Origin of the sequence: Massilia rubra, assembly GCF_011682065.1 — a bacterium.
Classification (GTDB): domain Bacteria; phylum Pseudomonadota; class Gammaproteobacteria; order Burkholderiales; family Burkholderiaceae_D; genus Telluria_A; species Telluria_A rubra.
Genome location: NZ_VUYU01000008.1, coordinates 202,823 through 222,585, shown reverse-complemented (window position 1 = coordinate 222,585; position 19,763 = coordinate 202,823). Strand labels below are relative to the sequence as shown.

Here is a 19,763-nt window from a genome sequence, read left to right as displayed (position 1 = left end):
CCTGGCGGGGCAACACCCCGAATACCCTTTTGGAGACACACCATGCCAGATACCACGGCAACGACGCCTGTCAAGCAGGACGTCGCATCACGCCTGACCACGGTCACCCTCGACGACAAATACACGGCGACCACGGGCAATATTTTCCTGTCCGGTATCCAGGCGCTGGTGCGCCTCCCGATGATGCAGCGCGAACGCGACCAGGCCGCCGGCCTGAACACGGCCGGTTTCATTTCCGGCTACCGCGGCTCGCCCCTGGGCGGCCTCGATGAAAACCTGTGGAAGGCCAAGGCCCACCTCGAAGCCCACCACGTCAAGTTCGTGCCGGGCGTAAACGAAGACCTGGCCGCGACCGCCGTCTGGGGCTCGCAAACGGTGGACCTGATCGGCCCGGCCAAGTACGACGGCGTCTTCGCCATGTGGTACGGCAAAGGCCCGGGCGTGGACCGCTGCGGCGACGTCTTCAAGCACATGAACCACGCCGGCACGAGCAAGCACGGCGGCGTGCTGCTGGTGGCCGGCGACGACCACGGCGCCTATTCCTCGACCCTGCCGCACCAGTCGGACCATATTTTCTCGGCCTGCATGGTGCCGGTGCTGTACCCATGCAATGTGCAGGAATACCTGGACCTGGGCGTGCACGGCTGGGCGATGTCGCGTTTTTCCGGCTGCACGGTGGCCTTCAAGGCGCTGGCCGACACGGTCGAATCGAGCGCCTCGGTGGACGCCAATCCGTTCCGCGTGCAAGTGAAAATTCCGCAGGATTTCGTCATGCCCGAAGGCGGCCTCAATACGCGCCTGTCGTCCGACCCGCTCGGCCTGCAGGCGCGCAAGCAGGAAGCGCTGATGCAGGACTATAAGATCTACGCGGCGCTGGCCTATGCGCGCGAGAACAAGCTCAATCACACCACCATCGACAGCGCCAACGCCAAGCTGGGCATCATCGCCTCGGGCAAGTCTTACCTGGACGTGCTCGAAGCCCTGGAAGAACTGGGCATCGACGAGAAAATGGCGGCCGACGTCGGCCTGCGCCTGTTCAAGGTCGCCATGCCCTGGCCGCTCGAGCCGGACAGCGTGCGCGAATTCGCGCAGGGCCTCGACGAAATCCTGGTGGTCGAAGAAAAGCGCCAGATCGTCGAATACCAGCTCAAGGAGCAGTTGTACAACTGGCGCGACGATGTGCGCCCGAAGGTCATCGGCAAGTTCGACGAAAAGGGCGAATGGGTGGCGCCGCGCGGCGAGTGGCTGCTCACCTCCAAGGCCGACTTCTCGGTCTCGCAAGTGGCGCGCGTGATCGCCTCGCGCATCTCGCGCCTGATCACCGATGCGCGCACCTGCGACTTGATCAAGGCGCGCCTGAGCTTTTTGGACGCCAAGGATGCGGTGCTGCGCAAGGCCATCAACACGCCGTTCCGTCCCGCGTTCTACTGCTCCGGATGCCCGCACAACACCTCCACCAAGGTCCCGGACGGCAGCTTCGCGCTGGCCGGCATCGGCTGCCACGTGATGGCCACCGCGATCTATCCGGGCATGAACAAGCTGACCACCCACATGGGCGGCGAAGGCGCGCCGTGGATCGGCCAGCAGGCGTTCTCCGAAGTGCCGCACGTGTTCCAGAACCTGGGCGACGGCACCTACTTCCACTCCGGTTACCTGGCGATCCGCGCGACGGTGGCGGCCAAGGTCAACATGACCTACAAGATTCTCTACAACGACGCGGTGGCGATGACGGGCGGCCAGCCAGTCGACGGCCAGACCTCGGTGCCGATGATCGCCCAGCAGATGGCGGCCGAAGGCATCAAGCGCATCGCACTGGTAACCGAAGACCTGTCGCGCTACAGCGACCGCTCCTCGCTGCCGGCCATCGTGACCCTGCATGACCGCAAGGACATGGACGCGGTCCAGCGCGAGCTGCGCGAGGTCGAGGGCGTATCGGTACTGATCTACGACCAGACCTGCGCGGCCGAAAAGCGCCGCCGCCGCAAAAAAGGCGAGTTCCCCGACCCGAACAAGCGCATGGTCATCAACGACGCCGTGTGCGAAGGCTGCGGCGACTGCGGCGTGCAGTCGAACTGCGTCTCGATCCTGCCGAAGGAAACCGAATTCGGTCGCAAGCGCACCATCGACCAGTCGTCCTGCAACAAGGACTACTCGTGCGTGAAGGGCTTCTGCCCGAGTTTCGTCACCGTCGAAGGCGGCACGCTCAAGAAAACCAAGACCGGCGTCACCAAGGGCAATGTGGACGATGGTTTCGGAGCGCTGCCGGAACCGGTGCTGCCGAACATCGACCAGCCGTACAACATCCTGATCAACGGCATTGGCGGCACCGGCGTGATCACCGTCGGCGCGCTGATGGGCATGGCCGCCCACCTCGAAGGCAAGGGCGCGTCGGTGCTGGACATGACCGGCATGTCGCAGAAAAACGGCTCGGTCACCTCGCACGTGAAGGTGGCGCGTTCGCCCGAGCACCTGCGCGCACAGCGCATCGCCACCGGCGAGGCGGACCTGATCCTCGGCTGCGACATGCTCACGGCGGGCGCGCAGGATGCGATTTCCAAGATGCGCCCGGGCCGCACCATGGCCGTGATCAACCTGCACGAGCAGCCGCCAGGCACCTTCGCGCAGCAAGCCGACTGGGAGTATCCGGCCGCCGAAGTACGCGCGCTGATCATGGAGTCGGTGGGTGCGCCTGCCAATGACGCCGCCGACTTCATCGACGCGACAAAATTAGCGACGGCGCTGATGGGCGACTCGATCGCCGCCAACCTGTTCATGATGGGTTACGCATGGCAGAAGGGCCGCATTCCCTTGACCGAAGCGTCGCTGCTGCGCGCCATCGAGTTAAATGGCGTGGGCGTGGAGCCGAACAAGAAGAGCTTCCTGTGGGGCCGCCGCGCCGCCGTGGACCTCAAGCGCGTGGAGAAGGTCGCCACGCCGACCCAGGCCATCGTGGTGCAGATGCCGCAAAGCCTGGAAAACGTGATCAAGAAGCGGGTCGAGTTCCTGACCGCGTACCAGGATGGCGCGTATGCGGCCTTGTACGAGCAGCTGGTGACCAAAGTGCGCGCGGCGGAAACGGCGCAAGGGCTGGGCAACCGCCTGTCGACGGCCGTGGCCAAGTACTACTTCAAGCTGATGGCGTACAAGGACGAGTATGAAGTGGCGCGTTTGTACACCGACGGGCGCTTCGTGGAGCAGCTCAAGTCGCAGTTCGAGGGCGATTTTTCGGTCAAGTTCAACCTGGCGCCGCCGATGTTCGCCAAGAAGGACGCCAAGGGACACCTGGTGAAGGCCGAATTCGGGTCGTGGATGTGGAAGGCGTTTGCGCTGCTGGCCAAGTTCAAGGGCCTGCGCGGCGGGACTTTCGATATTTTCGGTCGCACCGAAGAGCGCAAGATGGAGCGCGCGCTGATCGTGGAGTATCGCCAGATGATCGAAGGCTTGATCGCTGGCCTGAATGCCGACAATCATGCGACCGCGGTGGAACTGGCGAATTTGCCGGAGCAGATTCGCGGGTATGGACATGTGAAGGAAAAGGCTGTGGCGCAGTTCCGCGTGGAGAAAGCGCGGCTGCTGGGAGATGGGGCGCGCCAGCACGCGGCGTAACTCGTCGCTGACGCCGGCTCCCACCGCTAGCCTCAGCCTCGTCTTCCCCGCGCAGGCGGGGATCCATAGCACGGTAGCTCAGAGGTACACATGGCAAGTGCACGTACCGTCTCTACTCATATGTGCTATGGATCCCCGCCTTCGCGGGGAAGACGGCGGCTAATCTCGCGCCTCCTCTTACGGACACGTCGCTTGACGTTTACGTAAACGTCATATACCTTACAAGAACGCTATCGCAAGGATCATCATGAACGACCTGACCTCCGCCGCCAAACTGAATCTCCCCGAACAGCCGAAACTGGCCAACAAAGTCCGCTTCGTCACCGCCGCCTCGCTGTTCGACGGCCACGACGCATCGATCAACATCATGCGCCGCATCCTGCAATCGAACGGCGTCGAAGTGGTCCACCTCGGCCACAACCGCTCGGTCGACGAAGTCGTCACCGCGGCCCTGGCCGAAGATGTGCAGGGCATCGCCATCTCCAGCTACCAGGGTGGCCACGTCGAATACTTCAAGTACATGATCGACCTGCTGCGCGAACGCGGCGGCGCCCACATCAAGGTGTTCGGCGGTGGCGGCGGCGTAATCGTCCCCGACGAAATCGCGGACCTGCATGCCTATGGCGTGACCCGCATTTTCAGCCCCGAAGACGGCCAGCGCATGGGTTTGGTGGGCATGATCCAGTCCATGATCCAGACCTGCGACATCGACCTGTCCACCTATTCCCCGACCACGCTCGCGCCCCTGCAGCAAGGCGACGTGGCCTCGCGCCACCGCCCGCTGGCGCAGCTGATCACCGCGCTCGAAAACGACAAAGCCACGCCCGAACTGCGCAAGGCCATCGTCGACGCGGCCGAAAGCCTGCACGTGCCGACCCTGGGCATCACCGGCACCGGCGGCGCCGGCAAGTCCTCGCTGACCGATGAACTGATCCGCCGCATCCGCCTCGACCAGAACGACGCGCTCAACATCGCGATCATCTCGATCGACCCGTCGCGCCGCAAATCGGGTGGCGCGCTGCTGGGCGACCGTATCCGCATGAACGCGATCAACCCGTGGAACGGCCAGGCGCGGGTATTCATGCGCTCGCTCGCCACGCGCGAAGCCGGCTCCGAAATCTCGCAGGCGCTGCCCGACGTGATCGCCGCCTGCAAAGTGGCCGGCTTCGACCTGGTGATCGTCGAAACCTCCGGCATCGGCCAGGGCGACGCCGCCATCGTGCCGCACGTGGATGTGTCGATGTACGTGATGACGCCCGAATTCGGCGCCGCCTCGCAGCTCGAAAAAATCGACATGCTGGACTTCGCCGACTTCATCGCGATTAACAAATTCGACCGCAAAGGCTCGCTCGACGCCCTGCGTGACGTGGCCAAGCAGTACCAGCGCAACCGCGAAATGTGGAGCAAGCGCCCGGAAGAAATGCCCGTGTACGGCACCCAGGCCTCGCGCTTCAACGACGATGGCGTCACCGCCCTGTACCACGGCCTGCTGCCGAAACTCGGCGAATTCGGCCTGACCATCACGCCGGGCAAGCTGCCGCAGGCGGACATCCGCCATTCGAGCGGCAAGCACGTGATCGTGCCGCCGGCGCGTGCGCGCTACCTGGCCGAAATCGCCGACACCGTGCGCGGCTACCACAAAAACGCGTCGAAACAGGTCAAGCTGGCGCGCGAACGCCAACAGCTCACGGAAGCGAAACGCATGCTGGCGCTGGCGTCCAAAACGGCGGACTTCGACGAACTGATTACGGAGCGCGACAACGCCCTCGACGCCACCACCAAGAAACTGCTGGCGATGTGGCCCGAGATGCAGGCCGCGTACGCGGGCGACGATTACGTGGTCAAGATCCGCGACAAGGAAATCCGCACGCGCCTGATCTCCCACACCCTGTCGGGCACCAAAATCCGCAAGGTGGCGCTGCCGCGCTATGAAGACCACGGCGAAGTGCTGCGCTTCCTGATGCTGGAAAACGTACCGGGCTCGTTCCCGTTCACGGCCGGCGTGTTCGCGTTCAAGCGCGAAGGCGAAGACCCGACCCGCATGTTCGCCGGCGAAGGCGATTCGTTCCGCACCAACCGCCGCTTCAAGCTGGTGTCGGAAGGCATGGACGCCAAGCGCCTGTCGACCGCGTTCGATTCCGTCACCCTGTACGGCGCCGACCCGGCGCTGCGCCCGGACATCTACGGCAAGGTTGGCAACTCGGGCGTCTCGATCGCCACCCTGGACGACATGAAGGTGCTGTACGACGGCTTTAACCTGTGCAGCCCGAGCACCTCGGTGTCGATGACGATCAACGGCCCGGCGCCGACCATTCTGGCGATGTTCATGAACACCGCCATCGACCAGCAGATCGACAAGTTCGTGGTCGAGAACAAGCGCCAGCCGACCGATGACGAAGCGGCCAAGATCCGCGCCTGGGTGCTGCAGAACGTGCGCGGCACGGTGCAGGCCGACATTCTGAAGGAAGACCAGGGCCAGAACACCTGCATCTTCTCGACCGAGTTTTCACTGAAAGTCATGGGCGACATCCAGGAGTATTTTGTACACCACCAGGTGCGCAATTTCTACTCGGTGTCGATCTCGGGCTACCACATCGCCGAAGCGGGCGCGAACCCGATTTCGCAGCTGGCGTTCACGCTCTCGAACGGCTTCACGTTCGTCGAAGCGTACCTGGCGCGCGGCATGCACATCGACGATTTTGCGCCGAACCTGTCGTTCTTCTTCAGTAATGGCATGGACCCGGAATACACGGTGCTGGGCCGCGTGGCGCGCCGCCTGTGGGCAGTGGCCATGCGCGACAAGTACGGCGCCAATGATCGCAGCCAGAAGCTCAAGTACCACATCCAGACCTCGGGCCGTTCGCTGCACGCGCAGGAGATCGACTTCAACGATATCCGCACCACCTTGCAGGCGTTGATCGCGATCTACGACAACTGCAATTCGCTGCACACGAATGCGTACGACGAGGCGATCACCACGCCGACCGACGAATCGGTACGGCGCGCGCTGGCGATCCAGTTGATCATCAACCGCGAATGGGGCCTGGCCAAGAACGAGAATCCGAACCAGGGCTCGTTCATCATTGAGGAACTGACCGACCTGGTGGAAGAAGCGGTGCTGCAGGAATTCGAACGCATCGCCGAACGTGGCGGCGTGCTCGGGGCGATGGAAACCGGCTACCAGCGCGGCAAGATCCAGGAAGAGTCGATGCTGTACGAGCACCAGAAGCACGACGGCACCCTGCCGATCATCGGCGTGAACACCTTCCGCAATCCGAAGGCCAACGACACGCCGCAGAAGATCGAACTGGCGCGTTCCACCGACGACGAGAAGCAGTCGCAGTTGACGCGCCTGGACGACTTCCATCGCCGCAACGCCGACCAGGCGCCGCAGGTGCTGGCCGCCTTGCAGCAGGCCGCGATCGACAATGCGAACGTGTTCGAGAAGCTGATGGAAGCGGTGCGTGTCTGCTCGCTGGGGCAGATCACGACGGCGCTGTTCGAGGTAGGTGGACAGTACCGGCGCAATATGTAACAGGCGCTGCAAGCAGGAGGCGCCGTCGCGCAGACGGCGCCGTGCGTGTCAGCGGCTGTGCAGGCTGGCCAGAAATTCTTCGCCACAGCCTTTCAGTCGCGCTTCCTGGGGCGTGATTCGTACCGGCGTGAGCGCGCGCGTGCCGACCATGGCCAGCACAAGGGCGATCAGGAACGACAGTGCGCTGAGCACGCCGTACAGGTTGCCGTTGCCATCCTCGTTCATTGCGGCGAACAAGGCTGCGCTGCCCACGCCCACCGCGACGCACGCGGCGATCTTGTAGTTGCGGCGGCGCGCACGGTGCTGCTCGCACAAGCCGATCGACAACCGGGCCTTTTTCTGGACCAGGGCGGCCACCACGATATAGATTACGAAATTGATCAAAAAGAACAAATACCAGCCCGCCGGGTGCCAGGTAAACATGCGCGGCTTATCCATCTCGGCGGGCGCGTTGCATTTGATGCAACGGTGCGGCAAATCGTGATTGAGCGGCACCACCAGAATGTTGCCGTCGCGATAACACTCGGAAGACACCATTGGCGAACTCAGTGCCTTGGGTGCTGCATAGGGATTGTTCGGCATATCGTTCACACAGTACTCCTTCATGGTAAGGCTGGCATCTTAATCAACAATCAGTAATAACCAGAAACTATTTGGTCGTCGTGTTGTTTTATTGCCTACTTTACCGAGCTGCGCGATGAGGAAGATACAACAAGCTTAGCAACCCAGGATACTGCGCACAAAATCGCCGTAGGCCTCGCCCCGGGGCAAATCGGGATCAGTCCTGATCGCCCGCTTGCTCGACACCACCTCCACCTGTTCCTTCGGGTTGTAGCCGCGCTTTTCCTCGTCCACCCAGTAAAACCCGGTCCCGCGCAACTGCCACGACGGCAGCGCATCGAAATCGATGCCGCGGCTGGCCAGCAGCGCCACCTTGTCCTCGATGCTCCTGCCTTCGATCTGCGCCGCCGCGGCGCCCTTGGCCGCGCCTTCTTTTCTCAGCATCCAGTAGCAGTGCGCGTTCAAGCCATTCCGGTGCGCGTCCTCGTTACGCCAGCGGAAATAATCGACCACGGTTTTACGGTCCGGCAGTTCGCAAATACGGCAATCGAACGCCGCCAGCTCGCCCAGCATCAGGCTGAACTTGGCCGAGGCCTCGCCCGCCAGGATCGACGTGTACTTGCGCAGCTTGCGGCCGTACAGGTCGATATCCAGGTCGAACAGCAGCGAGATTTCGTCGCTTTCGGTGTACCCGTAGACGACCTTGAAGCCGCAGTTCATCAGATGGCGCGTGGTCTCGGCCATCAGGTCGCGAAAACGCACGTCGAACGGCGCCTCGAAACTGACCTTTTCCTTGGTCAGCTTGGTAAAACTGCGGCCGTCGATGCGTGCCACCAAGTACACGCCCTTCTCGACATAGCGGTCGCTCGCGGTTTCGTAGGCGCGCATTATCGCGTCGAGTTCGTCAAATTTCATTCCATGCCTTTACAGTAAATTGGTTATCGATGATATCGACGTAATGCATCTCGTCAAAGCCTTCCGCCATGGTGGGCAGCTCGATGCGCTTGTGGGTGTCGAAAATGCCGACGTCCGGGATCAGCGCGGCGCCGCTGCGGCTGCGGTTCCACGTCAGCGAGCGCTCCAGGTCGATGCGAAAGTACACGCAGCGGATCTTGAACTTGCTGCCTTTGAGGGCATCGATGTATTTCGCCCGCACCTCCCGCGTGGGATTGGTGTTATCGACCACGAAGGGCATGCTGGTTTCCAGGCAAATGTCGAGCAGCTTTTTCTCGCGGTATTTGGTTTTCAACAGATCGTTGCTGATGCGCAGGTGCGTGTTGAAATAGTTATTTTTGTAAAAAGTCGACTTGCCGCTGGCTTGCAGGCCGACAAATATGATGGCTTCCAAATGATTTCTTTCGTTCGTCAGCGCTCGGGGAGCGAATCGAGAAAGGCGGGAGCGCAGCCTCTCAGGCGAATTTGGTGCTGGTCGATGAACACGGGCCGCACAATGCTCACGGCAGCGACGCCGCAGCAGGCTGGCCAATATCACCAGGGAAGCAAATAGTAACGCCAGCTAAATCATCAATTGATCAGCGCTTACCAGGTTGATTTACTTCCATGTTAATGCTCTTTAATTCTCCAGAATATGACATCAAATGTCCAGACGGTCCTCTTTTAAATACTCCGGTTATGGTGACGGAACTCATATTTTCTTTCATATGTTCTGGGTTTGAAATCCAGATTGCAGACTCGTTCGAATCAAAAATTTCAGTTCCTGGAGGATACAAAGCAGACTCTTCAAAACCAAGAACATATATTCCAGTGACAGTAATTTTTCTATTATGAAAAAGTCGCGGGTCTGAAATCAATCTTTTAAACGATACTGTGCAGTGGTGCGGAGAAAATTCACACTCTGGCGGAACCAGCGGATCTGCTTCCTCCCGTATATGTACCAGTGTCTCTATTTTTCCAAGACGCTCAGAAAGATGGCGAACTTCCACGTATGCCGCAAACAAACATATAGATAAAATTACTAGCGTGACGGTATAAGCAAATAGTATTTTTCGTTCAATCGGCATGTTTTTGCAACACCATTAATTTACCTATCATAAATAGAATTTTATAATTAAGCTTAACGATATATTTCACACATCTTAAAAATATTTTAGGAAATTCGTCGGCCGTGATTCGGTCCGGCATCAGTACGCGCGAACCCATCATGACCAGCATGACGCCAACGAGCACCGCTACGCCGTACACGCGGCTGACGTCCTCGGCGCCGATGGCCAGTAACAATCCGACGACACCGACACCGAAGATTGACATGGTGGCGATCGTGAGTCAGCAAAGCAAACGCTAATTGAGGGCATCGATATATTTCGCCCGCACCTCGCGCGTGGGATTGGTGTTGTCGACCACGAAGGGCATGCTGGTTTCCAGGCAAATGTCGAGCAGCTTTTTCTCGCGGTATTTGGTTTTCAACAGATCGTTGCTGATGCGCAGGTGCGTGTTGAAATAGTTATTCTTGTAAAAATTCGACTTGCCGCTGGCTTGCAGGCCGACGAAGATGATGGCTTCCAAAGACGTCCTTTCGTAGTGAGCGTTCAGGCAGCGGGGCGGCGGCTACCCTTCCTTTGCACGCGCTATCGCGCCCTCGAGCACTTCATCGCGGCCCGCGCGAATGCCGTCGACCGTGGGCGCTACCAGCACATGCGGCACAATGCCGATGCGCTGGAACTGCCGCCCATCCGCATGGGTCACTTCGTAGCCGGAGTACGAAACGAACACGCCGCCCGGCAAGGCAACGGTGCGGATATCGCCGTTCGCGCCCGCGCTTGGCGTGCCCACGAATTGAACGGGCGTGGCCGCCTCCACTTCCATGGCCAGATGTTCCGCCTGGCTCTGCGAGTGCTCGTCAATCAACATGATGACCTTGCCGCGATACAGCGGTCCCCTGGCCGGAGAAATTATGCCCGGAAACAGCAGCCGCGCGCCTTTCGCCGCATCGTAGGCCGTCACCAGGTTCTGCGCAGTGACCGGTCCGGACGACGCCCCGTTGACATTCAGGCGCGCTACCAGCGCCTGCCCCACCCCATGCGGATAGCCGCGCATGTCCAGGATGAGAGCACGCGTATTCATCACCGTCTGAAACATGGCGTCGACCTCGCCGGGTTCCAGCCGGTCCAAATCGACGTAAGCGATGTTGCCAGCCAGGATATCGATGATGGGCCGGTCGCCACGGACAGGTTCTTCTTCGTCGATGACGGTGTACGGCAAACGCACGCTGCGCGGTTCCCGGTCGGCCCCGCTCAATTCAAGCAGCGCCGTGCTCCCCGGCGCGCCGCGCAAAGCCCGCGCGATCGCATTGCGGGTCTTGCCGGCGGCCGTAGAGGCTGCCACACGCGGCGCCAGGCGCGCCACCCTTGCGCTGAAATTTTCGCCATCGAGCGACAGCACGTCGTCGCCGATGCGCAGCCGCTCCCCGTCACCCACGCCGGCGTGGGCAACGCTGGTGACGACGTAGCGGCCCTCGACCAGTCCGACCCGGACCCCGAGCGTGCCCTTGCCACGCTCAAGATTGAGGGCGCGGCTGAACACCACCACATGGCTGTCGTCCAGGGCCGCAGCCATGTCTTCCAGGGCGCGTCCGTACTCAAAGGCGTCCTGTACGGTGCCCATCCGTTCCAGGCAGGCGGACAGCGCATCGTCCCAAGACGAACTCATCAAACGCTTGGCCGGAAAATGCCGGTCCATCACCGACCATAGCTTGATCGCCGCGAGCGAGCGCCAGGCAGGGCCGGGATAGGCCATCTCGCGATAGGCGGGTTCCTCCTGCCGTACCGCAAACGCCGGCGCCGGGCTGGCGGAGCGCGCACGCGGACGCCATTTGTTGCCGAGCAGCGCCAACGCCGCCCGCACCGGTGCGCTGGCGGCGCCACTGTTTCGGTCCTTGTTCAGCACGCGGTCGGCGCGCAGGTCCACGCGCCCGTCCGGCAACACCAGTTCGCCCGCGCTGAACTCCACGAGCATGCCGTTCATCGCCACGGTCTGAAGCGGGCCGCTGCGGATACGGGAAGCCCCTTCTTCCGCGACGATCATGGCCAGGCCCGCACGCTGCAAGGCCAGCACGACTTTGGGAACCGGTTCCGTATCATTGACGATAAACACCATCGGCCGCGCCCTGGCATCGGCTGCGGGCATCACGCGCTCCGCTTCCAGCGTCAGGAAAGCGCCCGGCATACCTTCCCAGCCGTCGGCCGGGCGCGGGCCGGAGGCGACCCGATAGCGTTCGGCGGGCAGCAACAGCGGTTGGTCGATCAGCCGCGCGACAAGCTGATGCAGGGCCGCTTCCCAGTCCTCGTCGCGGACCGGCAGCGCGGGGCGCAGGTCGAGGATGAGCTTGCGTGCAGAGCCAAGGCCATCCATCTGCGCAGGGGTGGGGATGCCTGCGTGAAGGTGGAGCAAGGCCACGCCGCCGGGCAGCCATGCGAGCTCGGGACTGCCGGCCGGCCAGCGCACCAGCTCAGGGGCGGCGCCGGCATGAATGCGCAAGGTTGGGTCTTTCAGGGGCGCCATCAGGATCGCCACGGCGCTCCCGGTGTCGCCGCGGCTGTGCGCGGCGAGCAAGGCCGGCATGGCGTCCACCAGGGCGCGATCCCAATCGATGCGACCGTCGGCCAGTTGCGGATGCGTGTATTTGGCCGCGCTCCACAGGCGGGCGGCATCGGGCAGGACGGCGCCGGCCCCGGCGGCGCGTACGGCGCCAGTGAGACAGCAAGCCAGCAAAAGGCCAAGCCTGGCGAGGCGCAACACGCGACGCCCGGTCGCGGTCAAGCCATCCACACCCCTGCGCGTCAGGCCTGGGCGGAGGCAGTGATAATGATGAGGCCGTGTCTGAATATCAGACCTGACACCAGATTGGTGCGTGTAGAAATAGTGGTTCTTGTAAAAAGTCGACTTGCCGCTTGCTTGCAGGCCGACGAAGATAATGGCTTCCACTTATTTCCTTTGTTGTTGCAGCGTGGGGAGCGAGTCGAGAAAGGCGGACGCGCATCCTTTCAGGTGGATGTGTTCGTTGGTAATTCGCACCGGCGCCAGCAGGCGCGTGCTGTGGAGTACAAAATGGATACCGATCAACAGCACCACCCCGGCAGGCAGCATCGCCCAGTAATTGCCCAGTGCGCATGCGCCAAGCAGTCCGATGGCGCCAAGCGGGCAAGCGACATGCGCAATGGTCGAGAACGTGTGGCGCCGGCTGCGATGTTCACTGCACAGCCCCAACACGACCACCGCCCGTTTTCTGACGAAAAGGCAGGCGACCAAGTAGACGAGCACGGGGATCAGGGCATACCAGCCGGGATGGTGCCACAGATAGGCACGCGGACTGTCCATGGTGGCCGGCTGATTGCACTTGACGCAGCGCGGCGGCAGATGCGCATCCACGGGAGCGATCAGGATATCGTCCTTGCGCCAACATTCCGAGGCGTCGGGCGCGTTGGAGACACTGGTCCCGGATGCGAATGCGGCTTTCGGCGGTGCATACGGATTGAGGGAGGCGGGCGTTTTACTCATCGGCCCGGGAGCGAATCGAGAAAGTCGGCGCCACAGCCTTTCAGGCGGATGTCGTGCTGGTCGATGAACACCGGACGCAGAGTGCGCATGGCGGCGACGCGCATCAGCAGGCTGACCAGGATCATCAGGGCGGACAGCAGCAACAGCAAGGAGTTACGCGACTGGGCGGTCGTATACAGTCCGGCGAGACCCAGGAAAAACACGCCGAGCGATGCCAGCGACAGATGAAGGCGCTGGCGGCGGTGCCGGTCGCACAGGCCCAGCACCAGGGTCGCCTTCTTGCGCACGAAGCGGCCCACGATCGCATACACCACCAAGGGAACCAGCAGATACCAGCCGGGATGGTGCCATTCGAAGGTGCGCGGCTTGTCCATCGTGGCGGGTGCGTTGCACTTCACGCAGCGCGGCGGCAGGTGTTCCGCCGTCGAGGCGACCAGAATGGGTCCTTCGCGCCGGCATAATCCAGTCTGTACGCCATCGAAGGATGCGGTGGGCGCGGAATAGGGATTGGGGGAGGTCGGTGTCACTATGCGCTCTGCGAAAGGGGTAATTAGTTTTTAGTCCACGCTGCGATAGCAGCCAAGTGTGTCGATCCTGCGTTACAACGGAGGATGTGGCCAGGCGATGGCATCGAACAGGCGCTGCAAGCGCCCACCGCGCTGGGGATTGACCATGGTGACATACGCCACCTTCCCTGCCAGCCAGGCGCGAAAATCCGGCCGCTTGTCGCGATCCTGCCCCTGCGGACCGTGGCGCACGCAGTTGGTCAGGGTCGCCTTGATCACATCGAACTCGTCGCGCGCGATGTTGGGATGGCGGTTGACCACGATGCCGGTGACCTGCTGGCGTACGCCCGCGCGCATCATGCGTGTCTTGCGCGTGTTGATCGCAAAACCTTCTTCGATGGCGATGGCGCCGACCTGCGCGTGGAAGCGGTCCAGCGCCCGTTCCAGTTCGCCCCCGCCGGAAAACACCAGGTCGTCCGCATAGCGGCTGTAGCGCGCGCCGAGCGATTGTGCCAGCGTCTCGAGGCGCACGTCGAGCCGCCATGCGCAGGCATTGGCCAGCGCGGGCGAACAGGGCGAGCCTTGCGGCAGGTGCGGTGCGCGCAGTGCCTGGCGCTGCGCCCATGTGAGCGCGTTCTCGCCGGCCGGTTCGCGCAGCACGCCAGCCGGCACACGGTTCACGCACAGGCGCGCCAGCACGCCCGCCACGCTCTGCGAGTAACCGAGTTTGGCGAACAGCGCGTGAATGCGCGAGGCCGGAATGCTGGGGAAGAAATCCTTGAGGTCCATCCGGATCACCACGCGCTGGCCGGTATGCAGGGCCGCATGGGTGACGCACGAATGCCCGCGCCGGAAGCCATGCGCGGCCGGATGCGCGGGCACGCGGTCGAGCAGGTCGCGCAAGATGGTCGCCTGCATGGCGCGCAGGCGCTGCTTGGGAATTTCGATCAGGCGCACGCCGCCACTGCGCTTGGGTACCCAGCGATAGTGGTAGTGCTGCAGCTGCGTGGCCGGCGTCGGCTCCATGCGCCACTGGCTGGCGAACCAGTCAAGTTCGCCGGGACGCAGTTGCAGCCACTGCGCAAGCTCGCCCTCGGACGGCAGTGCCGGCAGCGCGAGCGCGGCCAGCCAGTCGGGCGCTGGCGGCACCACGGGCAGGTCGAGGCAGTAGTGTTTGAGTTGCGGTGCGGGTCCCTCGCCCTCCCACGCATCGTGAAATACGTCGAGGTTAAAAATGATCCGCGCCAGTTCATGTCGGCTGAAATAGTAAAAGTGTTCGGCGGTGCGCGCGTGGATTTGCTCGCACAAGGCCGGTATCCACGGCCACGGATGGTCGAACGCCCAGGTCGCGCTGGCGATCAGGCCGGCGAGCGTAGCGTCGCGCGCCAGCATGGTGTCGGCGAGCGCCAGGGCGATGGCGTCTTTGGGAATCATGGGTTGTGACTCGAAACAATAAGGTTGGTCGGGACAATTTCGCTAAGTGTCTGATTAATATATCCGCATTTAAACGAGCAAAGTTGGTCGAGAAACTATACGTGCGGACAGCAGCGCGAGCCCAACCACCAAAGTCGGTTGAGGTTCAATTCGGAAAGTGCCGCCGACCTGGTCTATTGATTCCGTCCTTTCTGTTTGATTATGACAACGTTTAGCCATGCTCGCACTGCGCGTTGCCGGGAGACTCCTCTTACTCGGCAGTTGCGGTGCCCATCGGGACCGATTCCTTCGCTTCGCGCCGATGTACCAGCAGGTACATGAGGCAATAGAAGGAGGGTCAGGGCTGTCGACGACAGCATGCCCCCGATCACCACGGTGGCCAGTGGCCGCTGCACCTCGGCCCCCGTTCCCGTCGCGATCGCCATCGGGATGCCCCGTGCCCACAATGCGAAGATGCCGCCGGTGAGCGCGAATGGGATGCCGCTGAACACCAGCATCCCGTCCTTGGCGTTATTGAACATTAGGAACAGCAGGGCAAATAGCCAGGGATGCCGGCACGACCACTTTCCGCCGCGTGGCGGCGTTCTGCAGGTGTTCGAACTGGCCGCCCCAAGCGCTCCAGTAGCCGGAAGGAAGCTTGACACCCTTGATGAACGCCTTCTGGGCATCGGCGACAAAGGAACCGATGTCGCGTTCGCGCACGTTCGCCGTGCCGCCAAGGATTGCGGCATCTTGCATGGTCTGGCCCGTTCCAGTTCCGAGGGCTTTACGGATTGAACCGGTGGCCCGAAGGCCTCCTCCGGCGCTTTCGACATGACCATTGTGCGTCGGTCGAATCGCCCGACTACATCGTGCTTGCGGCTCCCTCTGCCTGCGCCGACACGGTGGCCGCGGTGCTGTCCGGGGCGGCACCCGGCCCTTGGTAGGCGAGCAGTCTCAGGGCATTGACGACGACCAGCAAGGTGGATCCCTCATGAAACAGGACGGCGGTTCCGATATTGAGACCAAATATCGTCGCCGGGATCAGCACCGCTACGACACCGAGGCTCACCCAAAGGTTCTGCTTGATAATGCGGCTGGTGCGGCGCGACAGTCCGACAGCAAACGGTAAATGCCCCAGGTCGTCGGACATGAGCGCCACGTCAGCGGTCTCAAGCGCCACATCCGATCCCGCAGCGCCCATCGCGATACCTACCGTCGCGTTGGCCATGGCCGGTGCATCGTTCACTCCGTCGCCCACCATCGCCACTTTACCGTGCTTGTCCCGCAGCGCCTTGATCGCCTCTACCTTCTGCTCGGGCATCAGGTTCCCCTGCGCTTCGGTCAGCCCGACCGCTTTGGCGACGGCATCGGCCACTTGCTGGTTGTCGCCGGAGATCATGATGAGGCGTTCGATCCCCAGGCCGCGCAATTCATCCATCACCTTGCGCGCCACCGGCCTTGGCGTGTCCATGACCCCGATAACACCCAAGAAGCGCGTTCCTTTCTGGATCATCATGGTGGTCCGGCCTGTCGCCACCAAACCGGCATTCGACTCGGTGACACCTGCCGGCACGGTTGATCCTGGCTGCTCGGAAAACAGGCTTGGCTTTCCGATGACCACGCGTTCCCCGCCCACCACCGCCTGGATACCTTTCCCTGTGATGCTTGTCACTTCCATAGCGGCCAGGACTTCCACGGTTGGGCCCAGCCGCTCTTTCGCGCCGGCCACCACGGCCGACGCCAGAGGATGATCGCTGCTTTGTTCGACGGCCAGTGCCACCGACAGCAGCTCTTGTTCCGTTACGCCATCCGCCGGCACAACGTCTGTCAGCCTCGGCTTCCCCTCTGTGAGCGTGCCGGTCTTGTCGAAGGCGATCGAAGTCAGTGAACCCAGGTTTTCCAGCGGTCCTCCTCCCTTGACCAAGACGCCGCCGCGCGCGGCACGCGCCACACCGCTCAGAACCGCGCTTGGCACCGAGATCGCCAATGCACAAGGGCTGGCCGCGACCAGGACCGCCATGGCGCGGTAGAAGCTCACAGAAAATGGTTCATCGATGACCAAGCACGCGAGCATTAACAGTCCGACCAGGGCCAGGACTGCCGGAACAAAAATCCGCTCGAAGCGATCAGTCCATTGCTGGGTAGGCGAACGCTGGGCTTCCGCTTCGGCCACCATGTTGACAACGCGCGCCATGGTCGACTGGTCCGCTTTCCTGGCGACCATCACGTCAATCGCACCCGTCCCATTGATTGTGCCGGCGAACACGCGATGCTCGGCCTTGGCGCGGTCGAACGTGGCGATCGCGGCTGCGGGATCCGGGGCAGGCTGCTTTTCTACCGGCACGCTCTCGCCGGTGACCGGCGCCTGGTTGACGCTCGTGGTGCCAACAGTAACAATTCCGTCAGCTGGGAGGCGCTCATTCGGGCGCACCACGATGACGTCCCCAACCTGAAGTTCGGCTACTGCGACTTCGACGACAGCACCGTCGCGCCGCACGTTCGCCGTTTCGGGCGCCAGCTCGGCCAGCGCCTCAATTGCGCGGCGCGCTCTGCCCATCGCATAGTGTTCCAGGGAGTGACCGAGGCTGAACAGGAAAAGCAGCAAGGCGCCCTCTGCCCATTCGCCCAATGCGGCGGCGCCAACCGCCGCGACCAGCATCAGCGTGTCAATTTCGAAGCGGCGCGCAAGCAGGTTACCCACGGCTTCCTTCAGCGTGAAATATCCTCCGAAGAAGTATGAGATAACTAACAGCGCGATCGGCATCCAGCCGTTGCCCTGACCGCTGCGCCCAAGCAGCCAGCCGGCCAGCAGAAAGACGCCCGCGAGCGCCACGAAGACCAGCTCCGTATTCGCACCGAAGATGCCGCCATGCGCGTGTTCGGCACCGCCGTGACTGGCATCGCCCGCGGTTTCGTCGGCATGCGGCACATTTGTGGGTGAACGAGACGTATTTTCGGCACTGAAGGCTTCTTGATTTTTCATTTTTTGCATGCCCGAGCGAAGTTGGTCCCAGCGAACTTGCTTGGTTTGCCAATCTGCAACTAGTCTAGGGTGTCCCTTGAGCAGTGTCAGTGCGTCATCGAACCATCCTGGCAAGCCACAGCTGATCCAACAGATCGGGTGCATATATGAAGCGACAGTCCCTAAAAAGCGAAAGCCGCTGGCTGGCAGGCGCTTTTTGATACATCGAGCGGGACTCTCGAATTCTCTGTCTAGGTAATTTTCCCCTAGCGCTTCCACAGGTCAAGGTCAATACATCCAACAATCTCGATTTGCAGGTAACGCCCTTGCTACCGACTTAGCCCGCCCGACTTTATTGTTTCGACTCAGTTGTCAGCTTTAAGGGGGCGGAGTGCCTTCAACCAGTCTCGTGAAGCGCGAGCAGTCGTGCGCGCCAGCGCACGGCGGCTCATGCGGTGAATTGCACAGCAATATATATCCCACGGGGTAGCCCCGCAGAGGCATGTCCTTCCACAAGGAAAGAACAGGCCGGCTTGAAGGATCCGCCCGCGTAGAGAGTAAGGCCATTTTGCATGAACGTCAATGCGACTGCCGCGCCGCAAGTCAGGCGATGCAGCGCCCGACCGTAGCGCCGGGCAGCAGCACCGGCTGCCACAGGACCTGCAACTGCGCCGGCGGCGTGCCCGCCACCAGCGCCGAGAGCATTTCGGTCATCTTGGCGCCGGCTTCGTTGGGGCCGGGCTGGTCGATGGTGGTGACGTTCGATCCCACCAGGCTGTCCTCGATGCTGCCCCAGACGATGACGGACATGTCCTTGCCGATCTCGATGCCGGCGTCGAGCAGCGCGCGCACCGCGCCCACGCCGGAGAGGTGGTTGTCGACGATGACGGCGGTCGGCCGTGGCGAGCAAGCCAGCAGCTCCTGCATGGCCTGGTAGCCGGTGCGGCGGTCGAGCGTATTCTCGACCAGGTGGCGCGGATCGACGGCCAGACCCGCTTGCGTCATGCAGGCGATGAAGCTGTTCTTGCGCTGGCACGCAAAATTGAGTTCGAGCGGTGCGCTCACCAGCGCGATGCGGCGGTGGCCATGTTCGATCAGGTGCGCGCAGGCCAGCCCGATGCCGGCTTCGTTGTCGTAGTCGAACCAGGCGTACGGCTGTTTGAGTTCGGTGCGTCCGTGCGCCACGAACGGAAAGCCCTTCTTCACGAGGTACGCAATGCGCTCGTCGTGCACCAGCGTGCGGCTGACCACCAGCCCGTCGACCCGGCGCCCGCGCACCATCTGCTCGTACGAGGGCAGCTCGTTTTGCGGCGAGACCGGCGCGATGATCAGGTTCATCTTGTTCTTTTCGAGCGCGGCCGACATGCCGCCCACCACGCCCAGGAACATCGGGTCGCCCAGGTCGCTCGGCAGCAGCGGATAGATGATGCCGAAGACATTGGTACGCCCCACCGCGAGGCTGCGCGCCATCGGATTGGCTTCGTAGCCGGCTTCCTTGGCGGCGGCCAGCACGCGTTCGCGGGTGTGGACATTGACTTCCGGGTAGCCGTTCAGGGCACGGCTGACAGTGGTCTTCGAAATCCCGAGCGTACGGGCCAGGCTCTTGAGATTCATGGTCGAACTTCGTTGGAAGATGGTGTAAAGACTGCAATTATAGCAATAC

The 19,763-nt window shown here is 62.2% G+C and carries 14 protein-coding genes and 1 pseudogene; 2 read left to right on the top strand and 13 right to left on the bottom strand.

Features of this window, described 5'->3' with window-relative positions; genetic code table 11:
* Positions 1-42: 42 nt before the first annotated feature.
* Both F0185_RS14895 and icmF read left to right on the top strand, forming a co-directional pair.
* Positions 43-3,606 carry an indolepyruvate ferredoxin oxidoreductase family protein gene (locus tag F0185_RS14895; RefSeq protein ID WP_167225636.1) on the top strand — a complete coding sequence of 1,188 codons (3,564 nt, stop codon included), beginning with the start codon at positions 43-45 and terminating at the stop codon, positions 3,604-3,606.
* 247 nt (positions 3,607-3,853) lie between these two features.
* Complete coding sequence (icmF, locus tag F0185_RS14890) at positions 3,854-7,141, top strand: fused isobutyryl-CoA mutase/GTPase IcmF (protein ID WP_167225634.1); 3,288 nt, start codon at positions 3,854-3,856, stop codon at positions 7,139-7,141.
* A 48-nt stretch (positions 7,142-7,189) separates the two neighbouring features.
* Here the strand turns inward: icmF and F0185_RS14885 are convergent, their stop codons facing one another.
* The 13 genes and pseudogenes from F0185_RS14885 to F0185_RS14825 all read right to left on the bottom strand — a co-directional run bounded on the left by F0185_RS14885 (position 7,190) and on the right by F0185_RS14825 (position 19,714).
* Positions 7,190-7,732 (bottom strand): phage holin family protein, encoded by a 543-nt coding sequence (locus tag F0185_RS14885; protein ID WP_167225632.1) that lies wholly within the window; start codon positions 7,730-7,732, stop codon positions 7,190-7,192.
* Positions 7,733-7,858: 126 nt separating this feature from the next.
* Positions 7,859-8,617 (bottom strand): tRNA(His) guanylyltransferase Thg1 family protein, encoded by a 759-nt coding sequence (locus tag F0185_RS14880; protein WP_167225630.1) that lies wholly within the window; start codon positions 8,615-8,617, stop codon positions 7,859-7,861.
* Complete coding sequence (locus tag F0185_RS14875) at positions 8,607-9,050, bottom strand: AAA family ATPase (RefSeq protein ID WP_167225628.1); 444 nt, start codon at positions 9,048-9,050, stop codon at positions 8,607-8,609. Before F0185_RS14875 ends, F0185_RS14880 begins: the two co-directional genes overlap by 11 nt.
* A 184-nt stretch (positions 9,051-9,234) precedes the next feature.
* Entirely contained in the window at positions 9,235-9,723 is a 489-nt protein-coding gene (locus F0185_RS14870; protein WP_167225626.1) for a hypothetical protein, read from the bottom strand.
* Positions 9,713-9,970 (bottom strand): hypothetical protein, encoded by a 258-nt coding sequence (locus F0185_RS14865; protein WP_167225625.1) that lies wholly within the window; start codon positions 9,968-9,970, stop codon positions 9,713-9,715. Before F0185_RS14865 ends, F0185_RS14870 begins: the two co-directional genes overlap by 11 nt.
* A 30-nt stretch (positions 9,971-10,000) precedes the next feature.
* Positions 10,001-10,225, bottom strand: a complete 225-nt coding sequence (locus F0185_RS14860) for a bifunctional polynucleotide phosphatase/kinase family protein (RefSeq protein ID WP_167225623.1) — start codon at positions 10,223-10,225, stop codon at positions 10,001-10,003.
* 42 nt (positions 10,226-10,267) lie between these two features.
* Positions 10,268-12,643 carry a S41 family peptidase gene (locus F0185_RS35460; RefSeq protein ID WP_167225621.1) on the bottom strand — a complete coding sequence of 792 codons (2,376 nt, stop codon included), beginning with the start codon at positions 12,641-12,643 and terminating at the stop codon, positions 10,268-10,270.
* On the bottom strand, positions 12,644-13,216 hold the full coding sequence (locus tag F0185_RS14850) for a hypothetical protein (protein ID WP_167225619.1): 573 nt from the start codon (positions 13,214-13,216) through the stop codon (positions 12,644-12,646).
* Positions 13,213-13,743, bottom strand: coding sequence for a hypothetical protein (locus tag F0185_RS14845; RefSeq protein ID WP_167225617.1), 531 nt, complete (start codon positions 13,741-13,743; stop codon positions 13,213-13,215). Before F0185_RS14845 ends, F0185_RS14850 begins: the two co-directional genes overlap by 4 nt.
* A 72-nt stretch (positions 13,744-13,815) precedes the next feature.
* On the bottom strand, positions 13,816-15,156 hold the full coding sequence (locus F0185_RS14840; protein ID WP_167225616.1) for a reverse transcriptase family protein: 1,341 nt from the start codon (positions 15,154-15,156) through the stop codon (positions 13,816-13,818).
* A 250-nt stretch (positions 15,157-15,406) separates the two neighbouring features.
* Positions 15,407-15,867 (bottom strand): annotated as a pseudogene (locus F0185_RS14835) (efflux RND transporter permease subunit); the annotation flags it as partial.
* 133 nt (positions 15,868-16,000) lie between these two features.
* Positions 16,001-18,121, bottom strand: a complete 2,121-nt coding sequence (locus tag F0185_RS14830; RefSeq protein ID WP_370664021.1) for a heavy metal translocating P-type ATPase — start codon at positions 18,119-18,121, stop codon at positions 16,001-16,003.
* Between the two features lie 582 nt (positions 18,122-18,703).
* A complete protein-coding gene (locus tag F0185_RS14825) occupies positions 18,704-19,714 on the bottom strand; it encodes a substrate-binding domain-containing protein (protein WP_167225612.1) in 1,011 nt (336 codons plus the stop codon).
* Between the last annotated feature and the right edge of the window lie 49 nt (positions 19,715-19,763).

Excerpts from the sequence above, each read along its gene's own strand:
- F0185_RS14895 (WP_167225636.1), top strand. The coding sequence starts at position 43 with ATGCCAGATACCACGGCAACGACGCCTGTCAAGCAGGACGTCGCATCA.
- icmF (WP_167225634.1), top strand. The coding sequence starts at position 3,854 with ATGAACGACCTGACCTCCGCCGCCAAACTGAATCTCCCCGAACAGCCG.
- F0185_RS14880 (WP_167225630.1), bottom strand. The coding sequence starts at position 8,617 with ATGAAATTTGACGAACTCGACGCGATAATGCGCGCCTACGAAACCGCG.
- F0185_RS14870 (WP_167225626.1), bottom strand. The coding sequence starts at position 9,723 with ATGCCGATTGAACGAAAAATACTATTTGCTTATACCGTCACGCTAGTA.
- F0185_RS14865 (WP_167225625.1), bottom strand. The coding sequence starts at position 9,970 with ATGTCAATCTTCGGTGTCGGTGTCGTCGGATTGTTACTGGCCATCGGC.
- F0185_RS14850 (WP_167225619.1), bottom strand. The coding sequence starts at position 13,216 with ATGAGTAAAACGCCCGCCTCCCTCAATCCGTATGCACCGCCGAAAGCC.
- F0185_RS14840 (WP_167225616.1), bottom strand. The coding sequence starts at position 15,156 with ATGATTCCCAAAGACGCCATCGCCCTGGCGCTCGCCGACACCATGCTG.
- F0185_RS14830 (WP_370664021.1), bottom strand. The coding sequence starts at position 18,121 with ATGAAAAATCAAGAAGCCTTCAGTGCCGAAAATACGTCTCGTTCACCC.
- F0185_RS14825 (WP_167225612.1), bottom strand. The coding sequence starts at position 19,714 with ATGAATCTCAAGAGCCTGGCCCGTACGCTCGGGATTTCGAAGACCACT.